Genomic DNA, 14,077 nt, shown 5'->3' on the forward strand with positions numbered 1-14,077 from the left:
GGACGGGCCACCGCGCCGACCCGGGCTCACGTCGAGGGCCGGGCCTGCCCCAGCACCTTGGTCGCCTCGGCCACATCCCCCCGCTCCAGCAGAACCAGCGCCTCGTCCACGGCCCCGGCCAGCGCCGCGTACCTGGCCGCCGTCGCCGCCTGCTCCGTGAGCTGCTTGTTCTTCGACCACAGGTCCACGAACACCGACACCTTGGCCCGTAGCGCCCACGGGTCGAACGGCTTGGTCAGGTAGTCGACCGCGCCGGCAGCGTACCCCCGGAACGCGAGGTGTGAGTCCCGGTCCACGGCGGTGAGGAAGATGATCGGCACATAGCGGGTCCGCTCTCGCTGTTTGATGTGACTCGCCGTTTCGAACCCATCCATACCGGGCATCTGCGCATCGAGCAGGATGACCGCGAAGTCGTCGGTGAGCAGCCGCTTGAGCGCCTCCTCCCCGCTGGACGCGGTCACCGGCTCGACGGCCAGGCCCTGCAGGATCGCGGCGAGCGCGACCAGATTCTCCCGGCGGTCGTCGACCATGAGGACCTTGGGAGAGGACGTCACTGAACCCACCCGCCCATGAGTTCCAGCAGGTCGTCGAGGTCCACGGGTTTGGTGATGTAGTCGCTCGCGCCGGCCGCGAGGGCCTTCTCCCGGTCGCCGGGCATGGCCTTGGCGGTGAGGAACACGATGGGCAGGTCGACGAACTCGGGGATCCGCCGGATCGCCTGGGTCGTCTCGTTGCCGTCCATGTCGGGCATCATCGCGTCCATCAGAACGATGTCGACCTCCGGGTGCTCGGTGATCAGGCGGACGCCCTCGGCTCCGTTGTCGGCGTAGAGCACGGTCATGCCGTGCAGCTCCAGCGCGCTGGTCAGGGCGAACACGTTGCGTACGTCGTCGTCGACGATCAGGACACACGCGCCGTCGAGCCGCTGGGTGGTGCTGGTGACCCGCTGCTCCGGGCCGGCCGGCTGGCGGAGGATCGCCGGGGCGTTGGCTGCGCGCATGGTCGGCGTGCTGCTGGGCGCGGGGCGGGCCGGCAGCTGGATCGGCCGGATCGGGGCGAGGCCGGGCAGCACGTCCGGCAGGTACAGCGTGAACGTGGAGCCGGTGCCCGGCGCGGACTCCACGGTGATCGTGCCGCCGAGCAGCTGGGCGAGCTTGCGACTGATGGACAGGCCGAGGCCGGTGCCGCCGTACTTGCGGCTCGTCGTGCCGTCGGCCTGCTGGAACTCGTCGAAGATCAGGGACAACTTCTCTTCGGGTACGCCGATCCCCGTGTCCTGCACCGCGAACGCCACCACGTGCTCTGCCCCGTCCAGGGTCGGCACCCCGAACCGCGCGCCCCGGGGCGCGAGCCCGATGGTGAGCACCACGGAACCGGCGTCGGTGAACTTGACCGCGTTGGACAGCAGGTTGCGGAGGATCTGCTGGAGCCGCTGGGCGTCGGTGAGGACCGTGGCCGGCAGGTCGACGGTGCTGTCGACCCGCAGCTTGAGCCCCTTCTCCTCGGCCTGTGGCCGGAAGGCCCGCTCCACGTACTCGGAGATCTCGCTCAGTTCGACATTGCTGGCCTCGACGTCCATCCGACCGGCCTCGATCTTCGACAGGTCGAGGATGTCGTCGATGAGGGACAGCAGGTCGGAGCCGGCGTTGTGGATGGTGCGGGCGAACTCGATCTGCTTCTCGGACAGGTTGCGCTCGGTGTTGTCGGCGAGCAGCCGGGCGAGCAGCAGCAGCGAGTTGAGCGGGGTGCGCAGCTCGTGGCTCATGTTCGCCAGGAACTCCGACTTGTACTGGGAAGCCAGCGCCAACTGCTGCGCCTTCTCCTCCAGCCCCAGCCGGGCCATCTCGATCTCCTGGTTCTTGATCTCGATGTTCCGGTTCTGCTCGGACAGCAGCGCCGCCTTCTCCTCCAGCTCCAGGTTGGTCCGCGACATCTCGCCGGACTGGTCCTGCAGCTCCAGGGCGAGCCGCTGCGACTGGGCCAGCAGCTCCTCGGTGCGCTGGTTGGCCCGGATCGTGTTCAGCGCGACGCCGATCGTGGCGACGAGCCGGTCGAGGAACGTCAGGTGCAGCTCGGAGAACGTGGACAGCGAACCGAACTCGATCACGCCGAGCGGCTGGCCCTCGAACAGCACCGGCAACACGACGACATCGGCGGGCGGCGCGCTGCCCAGCCCGCTGCGTACCGTCAGATAGCCCGGTGGGGTTGACGTGACCCGGATCGTGCGCCGGGCGGCGACCGCCTGGCCGACCAGCCCCTCGCCCGGGGCGAACACCACGGCGTGGCCCTCGGGCACGTAGCCGTAGGAGCCGGTGAGCCGGAGCCGGGTGGTGCCGTCCTGGCCCTCCTGCTGGAGGAAGAACGCGCCGACCTGCGCCTCGATCAGCGGGGTGACCTCGTCCATGATCATGCGGCAGACCTCGCCGAGGTCGCGCTGGCCCTGCAACAGGCCGGAGACCCGGGCCATGTTGGAGTTCAGCCAGTCCTGCTCCGCGTTCTTCTTCGTGGTCTCGCGGAGCGTGACGATCATCTGGTTGATGTTGTCCTTCAGCTCCGCGACCTCGCCCTGGGCCGCGACCGTGATCCGCTGGGTCAGGTCGCCCCGGGTCACGGCCGTGGACACCCGCGCGATGGCCCGCAGCTGGGTGGTCAGGGTCGACGCGAGCTGGTTGACGTTCTCCGTGAGGTCCTTCCAGGTACCGGACACGCCGCGCACCTGCGCCTGGCCGCCCAGCTTGCCCTCGGACCCCACCTCGCGGGCGACACGCGTGACCTCGTCACCAAACGAGGACAGCTGGTCCACCATCGTGTTCATCGTGCTCTTCAGCTCGAGGATCTCACCCTGCGCGTCGATCGTGATCTTCTGCGACAGGTCACCCTTGGCGACGGCGGTGGCGACGGACGCGATGTTACGCACCTGCGCCGTCAGGTTCGACGCCATGAAGTTCACGTTGTACGTCAGGTCGCGCCAGGTGCCCGACACGCCCGTGACCTTCGCCTGCCCGCCGAGCTTGCCCTCGGTGCCGACCTCGCGGGCCACCCGCGTCACCTCGTCGGCGAAGGACGACAGCTGGTCGACCATCGTGTTCACGGTGCGGCCGATCCGCGCGAACTCGCCCCGCATCGGCTGGCCGTCGATCTGCAACGCCATCTTCTGCGACAGGTCGCCGTCGGCCACGGCGACGATCACGCGGGCGATCTCGGTGGTCGGCCGGCCCAGGTCGTCGATCAGCGCGTTGACGGCCCGCACCCCGCCGCCCCACTCGCCCGGGTGGTCGGTCACGTCGAGGCGTTCGGTGAGTTCACCCTCGCGGCCGACGATCTGCGCGATCCTGATCAGGTCCTGATTTCGGCGCTCGAGCTGTTCGACGACCTTGTTGAACCGGTCAGCGACCTCGTCGGCACCCTCGGAGGAGGAGTTTTGGGGCAGACGTACCTGAAAGTCACCCTGCTGGACACGCCCCAACGCGTCAACGAGCTGAGTGAGCAGCGCGGAGTCCATCGCCCCATCCTCCCCTGCGATGGCGCAAATGGCGAGAACCCGGCACCCTGATCACTATCTCGGCCATGAACTAGCGGAAAACTACTTGGTCAGGAGAGACTTCACCCGTGCCCACGCACGCCCGGCGACGGCTTCGACTGCCAGCCGACCACCAGTCACCGGCGCACGCCCGTGCCGCCGTCCGCGAGGTTCTCGCGGAGGCGGGCCTGGCGGAGTTGCTGGACGAGGCTCTGCTGTTGACCACGGAGCTCTCGACCAACGGTGTCGTGCACGCCGGTACTGACATCGATGTCGACGTCCAGGTCGACGACGCGGGCGTCACGGTCACGGTCACGGACTTCCACGCCGGGGACATCGGCCCGGCCACCCGACCCGACCACTTCAGCGAGGGCGGCCGGGGCCTGCTGCTGGTCGACCAGTTCGCCAGCGCGTGGGGCACCACGCACGGCGAGGACCGCAAGGGGGTGTGGTTCCGGCTGGACCGCACTCCCCCGTCCCACACCGAGCCGCCGGCCTCCCCGCAGCGCCGGGACTGGCTGTCGTTCCTGTCCGAGACGAGCGAGTTGCTCGCCCAGTCCCTGGACCCGGAGCTGACCCTGGCACTGATCCCGCAGCTGGTCGTGCCCCGGCTCGGGGACTGGTGCGCCGTGCACAGCGCCGACGAGTGGGGCAACCTGACCCTGTCAACGTGGCTGCACCGCGACGAGGCCGCGCTGCCCGTCCTGCGCCAGCAGCTCGACGAGGTCGCGCCCCGGCTCCGCGACGTGGTGACCTCCCGGGCCCCGATCACGCTGCCCCGGCCGTTCGAGGGGGTCGCGGTGCCGCTGATCGCCCGCGACCAGCTGCTCGGCACGCTGTCGGTGGGCCGGCACCTCGACCGGCTGCACAACGTCGACGAGGTCGCCGTGGTCGCCGACCTGGCCCGGCGGGTCGCGCTCGCCCTGGACAACGCGCGGATCCACGCCGAGCGGGAGAACATCGCCCAGGCGTTCCAGCGGGCGCTGCTGCCGGCCAAGCTGCCGTTGTCGACCGGGCTGGAGTTCGGCGCGGAGTACGTGCCGGCGAGCACCGGGACCGACGTCGGCGGCGACTTCTACGACGTCCTCCCGCTGAGCGACTCCGGCGAGTGGCTGGTCTCGATCGGCGACGTGTGCGGCAAGGGCGCGCAGGCCGCTGCCCTCACCGGCCTGGTCCGCGACGTGGTGCGGGTGCTGGTCCGCGACGGCCGTTCCCTGCCCCGGACGATGGAGCTGCTCAACACGACGATGCTCGAACGCGGCGACGGCAAGCACTGCACCCTGGCCGCGGCGATCGTGACCCGGTCGACCAGCGGGGTCGTGGAGCTGGAGCTGTGCCTGGCCGGGCACGACAAACCGGTGCTGCTGCACGAGGACGGCGGCACGACCCTGGTCGGCGAGGGCGGCACGGCGGTCGGCCTGCTGGACACGGTGCGTACCCCGCTGGCCACGGTCCGGCTGGCCCCGGGCGACGCCCTGGTGTTCTACACCGACGGAGTGACCGAGCGCCGGCGCGGCGACGAGCTGTACGGCCAGGGCCGGCTGCGCCAGGAGCTGGCGGGCCTGACCGGGCTGCCGGCGCAGGCGATCGCGAGCCGGCTGCGCGCCGCGGCGCTGGCGTTCTCGCCGGAGCAGCCTCGGGACGACATCGCACTGTTGGTGCTGCGCAACCCGGGCTGACCTCGGGTAGCGTTGCCCGCTATGAACGCAGTTCCCCCGCTCGCGAAGCAGGTTCCCACGACCCGTGTCCAGCACGGGGACACCACGGTCGACGAGTACGCGTGGCTCCAGGACAAGACCGACCCCGACACCATCGGCTACCTGACGGCGGAGAACGCCTGGGCCGAGGAGCGGACCGCGCATCTCGCGGGCCTCCGGGAGACGCTGTTCACCGAGCTGAAGTCCCGCACCCAGGAGACGGACCTGTCGGTCCCGACCCGACAGGGCGATTTCTGGTACTACAGCCGCACGGTCGAGGGCAAGCAGTACGGCATCCACTGCCGGGTGCCCGTCGTCGGCGACGTCGTCCCGCAGGTGTCCGCCGACGGCGCTCCGCTGCCGGGCGAGCAGGTGGTGCTCGACGAGAACGAGCTGGCCGGCGACAAGGACTTCTTCTCTCTCGGCACCTACGACCCGAGCCCGGACGGCACCCTGCTGGCGTTCTCGACGGACTACTCCGGCGACGAGCGGTACACGATGCGGGTGAAGAACCTGGTCACCGGCGAGGTCCTGCCCGACGAGATCCCGAACACCTTCCACGGCTCGGCCTGGTCGCTGGCCGGGGACGTGCTGTTCTACCTGACCGTGGACGAGGCGTGGCGGCCGCACCAGGTGTGGCGGCACACCCTGGGATCGGGCGAGCCCGACGTGCTGGTGCACCACGAGACCGACGAGAAGTTCTGGGTGAGCGTCGGCCTGACCCGGTCCGAGAAGTTCATCCTGATCGACATCGGCAGCAAGATCACGAGCGAGCTGCGATACATCGCCTCCGACGACCCGACCGGCGAGGTCAAGGTCTTCGGCGCGGGCCGGGTCGAGGGCGTCGAGGTGCAGATCGACCACCAGGGCGACCGGTTCTGGGTGCTGCACAACCAGGACGCGGTCAACTTCGTCATCGGCTGGACGCCGGTCGCCGACACGCACCAGTTCCACGAGGTGATCGCGCACCGCGACGACACCCGGCTGCTGGAGGTGCAGGCGTTCTCCGACCACGCGGTCGTGCACTTCCGCCGCGACGGCCTCACCGGCCTGCGGGTGCTGCCCAACGACGGCGAGCCGCGCGAGATCACGTTCCCCGAGCCGGTGTACGACGTGGCCCCCACCGGCAACGCGCACTACCCGGCGACCACGTTCCGGCTGTCCTACACCTCGCTGGTCACCCCCGACTCGGTGTACGACTACTCCCTGGCCACCGGCGAGCTGACCCTGCTCAAGCGCCGCCCGGTGCTCGGCGACTTCGACCCGGCCCGCTATGAGCAGTTCCGCGAGTGGGCCGTCGCGCCGGACGGCACCCGGGTACCCATCTCGATCATGGCCCTGAAGGGCACCCCCCGGGACGGCTCGGCCCCCCTGTCGCTGTACGGCTACGGCAGCTACGAGGCCAGCATCGACCCGTGGTTCTCCATCGCCCGACTGTCCCTCGTGGACCGGGGCGTCACGTTCGCCATCGCGCACGTCCGCGGCGGCGGCGAGATGGGCCGGCACTGGTACGACGACGGCAAGCTGCTGCACAAGATGAACACCTTCACCGACTTCGTCGCGTGCGCCAAGCACCTGGCGGCCGCCGGCTGGACGAGCCCGGAGCGCACCGTGGCCCGGGGCGCGTCGGCCGGCGGTCTGCTGATGGGCGCGATCGCCAATATCGCGCCGGAGGCGTTCGGCGGGATCGTGGCGCAGGTGCCGTTCGTGGACGCCCTGAACACGATTCTCGACCCGACGATGCCGTTGACCGTGGTCGAGTGGGACGAATGGGGCAACCCGCTCGCGGATCCCGAGGTCTACCACTACATGAAGTCCTACTCGCCGTACGAGAACGTCACGGCGCAGGAGTACCCGGCGATGCTCGTGATGGCCGGGCTCAACGACCCCCGGGTCGGCGTGCACGAGGCCGCGAAGTGGGTCGCGCGGCTGCGCGTGGTCGGCAAGGGCGGGCCGGTGCTGCTGAAGACGGAGATGGGCGCGGGGCACATGGGTCCGTCGGGCCGCTACGACGTGTGGAAAGAGGAGTCCTACGTCAACGCGTGGCTGCTGGACGTGGTGGGCGCCGCCTCCTAGCTGGCACCGGGCGCGGGGGTGAGGTTCGCGGGCCCTGGGGGCCGGGTCGCGCGCCATCTCACCCGGCCCGGCACGGGCCGGGCTGGGTGAGATGGCCGGAAGTGTCGGTCCTCCGTGATAGGAAGACCGCATGGCACACGTCCTGCTGCTGCACTCCGTCTACGGGCTCCGGCCGGCGGTCCTGGCCGCCGCCGAGCTGCTCCGGGGCGGCGGCCACACGGTCGCCACCCCGGATCTCTACGAAGGCTTCGTCACCGGCGACCTCGACGCGGGCATGGCCTTCCAGCGGGAGCACGGCTCCGCCGCCTTCGAGCGCGCCGTGGCCGCCGCGGCGGACCTCCCGGCCGGGACGGTCTACGCCGGCTTCTCCATGGGCGCGTGGGCGGCCTCAGAGCTGATCCGGCACGACCCGGCTCCGGGCGGGCTCGTGCTGCTGCACAGCGCCGGCGACGTCGGCACCGGCGAGCGGCTGCCGTGCCCGTGGCAGCTGCACGCCGCGGAGGGCGACGAGTTCGCCACGCTGGACGAGATCCAGGAGTGGGAGATGGCCGAGCCAGGCGGCGAGACGTTCCTCTACCCCGGCGGCGGCCACATCTACACCGACGCCGACCTGCCCGACTACGACGCGACCTCGGCCGACCTCACCTGGCGGCGCGTCCTCGCCTTCCTGGCCAGAATCTAAAACCAACATCGTCATCCGATGACGGTGGTCCCCGACCCGGGTTCCAGCGGTCCGACACGTGCACGCCCGGAAAGGCAATGCCCCGACGGTCAGACCAGGGCCGCCAGGAGTGCCGGGTTGATGTTGCCGCCGGAGAGCACCGCCACGGTGCGCCCGATCGGCAACTCCTCCCGGTGGTAGAGGTACGCGGCCGTGGTCACAGCCCCGCTCGGTTCGGCCACCAGGCGGGAGGAGCGGGCCAGCACGCCGACGGCCGCGCCGATCTCCTCCTCGGTGACGGTGACGATGGCGTCGACCACCTCGCGGATGTGCGCGAAGGTCAGCTCCGACAGCTGGGGGCTGCGGAGTCCGTCGGCGATCGTCTGCTGGGTGCTCTCGATCGGCCAGGACACGACCCGCCCGGCGGCGAGGCTCTCCCGGGCGTCGGCCGCCAGCGCCGGTTCGACCCCGATCACCTTCGCGCGCGGGGCGAGGGCCCGGATCGCGGTACCGACGCCGGAGATCAGGCCGCCGCCGCTGATCGGGACGAGTACGACCTCCACGTCGGGCAGGTCCTCGGCGATCTCCAGCCCGACGGTGCCCTGTCCCGCGATGACGTCGAGGCTGTCGAACGGCGGGATCAGTGGGTAGCCGTGCCGCGCGGCGAGTTCCTCCGCCCGGGACACCCGCTCGGCGGGTGCGACGACGATCACGTCGGCGCCGAGATTCTGCATCCCGGCGATCTTCACGTCGGGGGTGGTGTCGGGGACGACGACGATGGCGGGGATCCCGAGTTGCCGGGCGACGTAGGCGACGGCCTGGCCGTGGTTGCCCGACGAGTACGCGACCACTCCGGTCATCCCCGGCCGGATCGCGTTCCGCGCGCCCCGGATCTTGAAAGCCCCGATGGGCTGCAGGTTCTCCGGTTTGAGCCAGAGTGGTCGGTCGGCGTCGCCCCACGCGCAGGGGACGAGTGGGGTCCGCAGCGCGGTGCCGGCGATGGTCTCCGCTGCGGAGTGGATGTCACCCAAGGTCACGAGCCTCATAGTCGTCAAGGTAACCACACGGCGAATTCATCGTTATGTAGTTGGGTAGCTACCGCACGAAGTGGCACCAGCAGATAACTTGTTACCCCCCAGTCCAGCGTCTAGCCTTGGGACCGTTCGTCCGGGTACAGCGACCCGACGGGGGGAGCACCGGTCGAATGCCGCCGAATCGCCTCTGTGCGAATCGGGGACCCACAGTGCTAGTTGGGGTGAGTCCGTCACTGTTCGTAGTGATGGTAGGGCGATCTTCCCGCCCGAACCCGTCAGCTAACCCGGTAGGCGGCTGATGGAAGAAGGAGCCGACAGACCAGGTGAATTCCGTCCGCGGAGCCTACTTAGCCGTCGTCGCCGTCACCGCCACCGTCGTGATGTCCTTCGCGGGCAGCGCGCACGCCGACGATGTCGACGAGATCGAGCGCCAGCTGGATTCCAAGTGGAGCTCGCTGGAAACCACGATCGAGCAGTACAACAAGACCGCTGCGACGTTGAAGTCCACCAAGGCCGAGGCCGAGGCGGCGTCCGTCAAGGTCAAGCCCCTCCAGGACAAGGTCGACGCCGCGTACGCGCAGATCGGCCAGATGTCGGCCGCCGCGTACAAGGGCGGCAAGGCCAGCACCGCCAACGCGCTGCTCGGCGGCAACTCCGCGGACGCTGTCCTCCAGCAGCTGACCCTCCTCGACGCGATCAGCGGGTCGGAGCAGAAGCAGATCGACGAGCTGAACAGGCTCAAGGCTCCGCTCGACGCCGAGAAGAAGAAGATCCAGACTCTGCTCGACGCGCAGCAGAAGATGGAGTCGGAGCTCTCGGCCAAGAAGGTCGCCATCACCGGCGAGATGGACTCGTTGCAGACCCAGCGGGCCGCGGCGTACAAGGACCGGGCGAGCCGCAGCGGCACCCGGATCGACTATGTGCCGCCGTTCATCCCCGGCCCGCCCGGCAAGGCCGTGGCGTTCGCGATGGCCCAGATCGGCAAGCCGTACGTGTGGGCGGCCGCCGGCCCCGACTCCTACGACTGCTCGGGCCTGACGCTGGCCGCGTGGGCGCAGGGTGGCGTGACGTTGGGCCACTACACCGGCTGGCAGCGCGACGCCTCGACCCCGATCACCCGGTCGCAGCTGCAACCCGGTGACCTGATCTTCTACGGTGGCGACCGGCACGTGGCGCTGTACATCGGCGACAACAAGGTCGTGCACGCCCCGCAGCCCGGCCAGAACGTGAAGATCGAGAGTGTGGACATGGGCGGGGACAACCCGACCGCCTACGCCCGCCCCAAGTACGCGCACTGACACCCCCCTCGCGAACGGCCCGCCTCCCCGTGGAGTGCGGGCCGTTCGTGTCACGTGGGTGTGCCGTCGCCGGTCGGGGGCGGGGAAGGACCGCCGCGCGCCGGGGCGGGTGTCGCCGTAACCGGAAAAGGGTTTTAGTAGCGCGGGCCCTCGGGCGTCGGCAGCGCGTCGAGGTCCGCCAGGTCCTCGGCCGTGAGGACGAGGTCGGCGGCCGCCGCGTTCTCCTCCAGGTAGCCGATCCGCTTCGTGCCCGGGATCGGCACGACGTGTTCGCCCTGGGCGAGGGTCCAGGCGATCGCCACCTGGCCGGGCTTGGCACCATGCCGGTCGGCGATGGTGCGCACCGCGTCGACCAGCTTCTGGTTGGCGGCCATCAGCTCGGCGGAGAACCGGGGCATCAGGCGGCGGCGGTCGCCCTCCTCCAGGTCGTCGAGGCTCGCGAGCGCGCCGGTCAGGTAGCCCCGGCCGAGCGGCGAGAACGGGATGAACGCCGCCCCGTTGGCCCGCGTCCACGGCACGACCTCGTCCAGGTAGTCCCTGGTCCACAAGGACAGCTCGGACTGGACGCTGGCGACCGGGTGCACGGCGTGCGCGCGGGCGGCCTCGTCGGCGGTGACCTCCGACAGCCCGATGTGGCGGACCTTGCCGGCGGCGACCTGCTCGGCGAACGCGCCCCACGACTCCTCGATCGGCACGTCCGAGTCGACCCGGTGCAGCTGGTAGAGGTCGATGTGGTCGACGCCGAGCCGCTGGAGTGACGCGTCGACGGCGGCCCGGATGTGCTCGGGACGACCGTCGGGCCGCATCGCGGCCGGGAACGGGGCGGGCACCAGGCCGGCCTTGGTGGCGAGCACGACCTCGTCCCGGCGGCCGGCGAGCGCCCGACCGACGAGCTCCTCGTTGTCGTACGGCCCGTAGATGTCGGCGGTGTCGATCAGGGTCACGCCGAGGTCGATCGCCCGGTGGATGACCTTGATGTGCTCGTCGGGCGACTGGGTCCCCGTCGAGTACGCCCAGGTCATGCCCATGCAGCCGAGGCCGACCGCGCCGACTGTCAGGTCGGTGTTGCCCAGGGTGCGCTGATGCATCAGTACTCTCCCAGCTATCAGTGCTCTGATTGTTTCAAGAGCGAGACTATCAGAGCCCTGATAGTGTGGGCAACATGCAGCTCGGAATGTTCGTACGCAGGCTGGAGCAGACGCTGACCGCCGCCAAGGCCGAGGCGTTCCGGGAGACGGGGCTGACCGTGCCGCAGCACCTGGCGCTGCTCGTGCTCGCCGCGTCCCCCGGCAACTTCTCCGCGGCCCAGCTCGCCAGGGTCTGCCTGGTCACACCACAGACCATGTCGACGATCACGGCGAATCTGCTGGCCAAGGGGCTGATCGAGAAGCATCCGTCGGACGTGCACGCGCAGGTGCTGGTACTGAAGGCGACGCCGGCCGGGCTGGAGCTGCTGGAGCGGGCCGAGCCGGGACATCTCGCGGTGGAGGCCAGGTTGATCTCGACGTTCACGCCGGAGGAGCAGGAGAAGTTCCGGGAGTTCCTGATCCGGGCGCTGGACGCGCTCACGGACTGAAGCGGCGCGGGCCTGTGGCGCTCCCCGCTAGCTGACCGGGACGACCGTGCCCTGGCCGCTGACCCCGCCGTGCAGCTCCAGCCGGGTGAGCTTCGCGCCCTTCGGGATGTCGAACACCACGATGCCGGTCGCCTGCGCGCCGGCCGGGATCTCCTTGACCAGGGCCTGGTTGTCGCCGTTGGCGTAGACGCCGGCGACCGGGTCGCTGCGCACCTCGGCCGGCGCGTCCGTGAACGCGCGCTGCAGGGAGTCGGTGAAGACCCTTGCCTCGGTGGCAGTGTTCTTCACACCGAGGGTGACCAGGCAGTACTGCCCCTGGGGGGTCTTGTTCAGGGCGTCGGTGCCGACCCGCTCGACCCCGCACCGCACGTTCTGGGCGACGAACTCGAAGCCGGCGTCGCGGATCGGGCCGGTCGCCGACGGCGTCGGGGTGGCCGCGGCCTTCTTGTCCTCGTTCTTACCGCCTGTGGACAACACGAGGGCACCGAGGACAACCACGAGAAGTAGCGCGGCGATGCCCAGCGCGAGCGGCAGCTTGCTCTTGTTCGCCATGCGCCCGAGCCTACGTTCGACCTGCGGTTATCCACAGGTTATCCACAAGGAAGAGAGGTTACCCACAGGGTTGTCCACAACTTATCCACAGGTTGTGCACAGGGTTATCCACAGGCCCTGTGGACAACCTCACAGCCCGCGCGACGTCGCTACGCTCGGGCGCTCGGGCCATGGTCTCGTGAGGTCAGCGCCTCACTGGCGGAAGATCACCTTGGCGATGCCGGTGAGCTCCTTGGCCGCGATCTCCTCGCGGGTCAGGAACAGCATGGCCTGACCCTCGCCGACCACGACGTCGTCCTGGGTCGCCTCGGTGGTGCCCGAGAAGATGTGGAACCGCACCCCGACCCCGTCGGTGGCGCCCAGCTCGACCACCCGGCCGGCCTTGAGGTACGCGACGAGGCCGGTCTCCTCGTACAGCTCACGCTGGGCGGCGAGCAGCGGGGTCTCGCCCGGCTCGAGACGCCCGCCGGGTGGCGTCCACTGGCCCGGAGCCACCGGCGCGTCCTCGGTGCGGTGCTGCATGAGCACCCGGCCGGCGGGATCGGTGAGGACGATGACGGCCACCTCGCGAGTGATCTCCATGCCGTGAGGCTAGAGCGTCGCGTCGGTGGCGCCCGGATGGGGGCCGGACACGCCGACGCGCCCGGCGCCCGACCCCCTCGGGGGAAGGCGCCGGGGCGCGGCGGACGCGCTACGCGCGGATGATCAGGCGCCGGCGGTAGGCCCAGGCGAACAGGACCCCACCGAGCACGAGGAGACCGGCACCGATCGGGACCAGGGTCGTCCAGGAGTTCTGGCCCGTGACCGGGAGCTGGCCCTTGACGGACGGCGTGGCCGACGGCTTCGGGGTCGTGCCCCACACCACGGGGTGGTCCTCGACCTCGCCGCCCTTGACGGCGCCGAACACGGTCGGGGTCGACGCCGTGTCCGGGTAGATCCGGATCCGGATGAACGGGGTGTCGTTGACGTAGCCGGCGTAGTCCTTGCCCTCGGCGGCGGCCGGGACCTTGAAGGTCAGGGTCACCGTGGTCGCGTTCGGGGCGATCGGGGCGACCGTGCTCTCGTCGGCGTCGAACTTGCCGTTGTTGTTGAAGTCGAGCCAGCCGCCCATGACGCCGGCGATGTGCCCGGTGTTGGTGACGGGCACCGGCACGTCGACCGTGAGGCCGCTGCGGTCCAGGACCAGCGGGTCCGGGAAGGCGTCCTCGTCGTCGGTGCCGAGCTTGTCGTCGCCCTGGCCCTTGAGGCTCGGGTGCCCGTCGTTCTCCAGGTCGACCGTCTTACCGATGGCGAAGACCTGACCGTTCAGCGCCTCGGAGGCCGTGTGCCGGGGGCCATCCTCCGCCTCGCTGGTCTGGTAGCTGTCCGGGGCGTCGCCCCAGTCGGCGCTACCGGCATCCTCGACGGCGCCCGGGGCCGCAGGGGCCGCCGGAGCCACCGCCACGGCGACGCCGGGAGCTCCGGGGGCGGCCGGGGCGACGGCCACGCCCGGTGCGGGAGCAGCTGGGGCCGCCGGTGCCGGTGCGGCTGGAGCCACGGGCGTGGCTCCAGCCGCGCCGGGGAGGGACAGGGATCCAATGATTATCCAGCCGGCGGCGACAGCCGCAGCAAGCCGGGAATGTACTCGCACAGCACCATCCTTGGGAGAGAACCATCAGCCTTA

At 70.2% G+C, this 14,077-nt stretch carries 12 protein-coding genes and 1 riboswitch; of the genes, 5 read left to right on the top strand and 7 right to left on the bottom strand.

The features are described 5' to 3' along the window. Positions 1–26: 26 nt before the first annotated feature. Complete coding sequence (locus IW245_RS27670; RefSeq protein ID WP_197006082.1) at positions 27–554, bottom strand: response regulator; 528 nt, start codon at positions 552–554, stop codon at positions 27–29. Then, on the bottom strand, positions 551–3,502 hold the full coding sequence (locus tag IW245_RS27675; RefSeq protein WP_197006083.1) for an ATP-binding protein: 2,952 nt from the start codon (positions 3,500–3,502) through the stop codon (positions 551–553). Before IW245_RS27675 ends, IW245_RS27670 begins: the two co-directional genes overlap by 4 nt. Before the next feature lie 107 nt (positions 3,503–3,609). On the opposite strand from IW245_RS27675, the gene IW245_RS27680 reads away from it, so the two are divergent. The 3 genes from IW245_RS27680 to IW245_RS27690 all read left to right on the top strand — a co-directional run bounded on the left by IW245_RS27680 (position 3,610) and on the right by IW245_RS27690 (position 7,975). After that, positions 3,610–5,199 carry a SpoIIE family protein phosphatase gene (locus IW245_RS27680; RefSeq protein WP_197006084.1) on the top strand — a complete coding sequence of 530 codons (1,590 nt, stop codon included), beginning with the start codon at positions 3,610–3,612 and terminating at the stop codon, positions 5,197–5,199. 21 nt (positions 5,200–5,220) lie between these two features. Next, a complete protein-coding gene (locus tag IW245_RS27685; RefSeq protein ID WP_197006085.1) occupies positions 5,221–7,293 on the top strand; it encodes a S9 family peptidase in 2,073 nt (690 codons plus the stop codon). A 130-nt stretch (positions 7,294–7,423) separates the two neighbouring features. Further along, positions 7,424–7,975: a dienelactone hydrolase family protein gene (locus IW245_RS27690; RefSeq protein ID WP_197006086.1), complete on the top strand. Its 552-nt coding sequence runs from the start codon at positions 7,424–7,426 to the stop codon at positions 7,973–7,975. Between the two features lie 89 nt (positions 7,976–8,064). On the opposite strand, the gene IW245_RS27695 is transcribed toward IW245_RS27690, so the two are convergent. Continuing rightward, entirely contained in the window at positions 8,065–9,000 is a 936-nt protein-coding gene (locus IW245_RS27695; protein WP_197006087.1) for a threonine ammonia-lyase, read from the bottom strand. A 152-nt stretch (positions 9,001–9,152) separates the two neighbouring features. Then, positions 9,153–9,298, top strand: a riboswitch (cyclic di-AMP (ydaO/yuaA leader). Positions 9,299–9,311: 13 nt separating this feature from the next. On the opposite strand from IW245_RS27695, the gene IW245_RS42375 reads away from it, so the two are divergent. Further along, positions 9,312–10,286, top strand: coding sequence for a C40 family peptidase (locus IW245_RS42375; protein WP_197006088.1), 975 nt, complete (start codon positions 9,312–9,314; stop codon positions 10,284–10,286). A gap of 134 nt (positions 10,287–10,420) precedes the next feature. On the opposite strand, the gene IW245_RS27705 is transcribed toward IW245_RS42375, so the two are convergent. Further along, entirely contained in the window at positions 10,421–11,374 is a 954-nt protein-coding gene (locus IW245_RS27705; protein WP_197006089.1) for an aldo/keto reductase, read from the bottom strand. A 74-nt stretch (positions 11,375–11,448) separates the two neighbouring features. On the opposite strand from IW245_RS27705, the gene IW245_RS27710 reads away from it, so the two are divergent. Continuing rightward, positions 11,449–11,862 (top strand): MarR family winged helix-turn-helix transcriptional regulator, encoded by a 414-nt coding sequence (locus IW245_RS27710; RefSeq protein WP_197006090.1) that lies wholly within the window; start codon positions 11,449–11,451, stop codon positions 11,860–11,862. A 27-nt stretch (positions 11,863–11,889) separates the two neighbouring features. Here IW245_RS27710 and IW245_RS27715 read toward each other — a convergent pair whose 3' ends face one another. The 3 genes from IW245_RS27715 to IW245_RS42380 all read right to left on the bottom strand — a co-directional run bounded on the left by IW245_RS27715 (position 11,890) and on the right by IW245_RS42380 (position 13,900). After that, entirely contained in the window at positions 11,890–12,414 is a 525-nt protein-coding gene (locus tag IW245_RS27715) for a DUF4352 domain-containing protein (RefSeq protein ID WP_197006091.1), read from the bottom strand. Between the two features lie 192 nt (positions 12,415–12,606). Then, on the bottom strand, positions 12,607–12,996 hold the full coding sequence (locus tag IW245_RS27720; RefSeq protein ID WP_197006092.1) for an NUDIX domain-containing protein: 390 nt from the start codon (positions 12,994–12,996) through the stop codon (positions 12,607–12,609). Between the two features lie 109 nt (positions 12,997–13,105). Then, complete coding sequence (locus IW245_RS42380; RefSeq protein ID WP_197006093.1) at positions 13,106–13,900, bottom strand: GEVED domain-containing protein; 795 nt, start codon at positions 13,898–13,900, stop codon at positions 13,106–13,108. Positions 13,901–14,077: the final 177 nt, after the last annotated feature.

Origin of the sequence: Longispora fulva, from assembly GCF_015751905.1 — a bacterium.
GTDB classification, from domain to species: Bacteria; Actinomycetota; Actinomycetes; order Mycobacteriales; family Micromonosporaceae; genus Longispora; species Longispora fulva.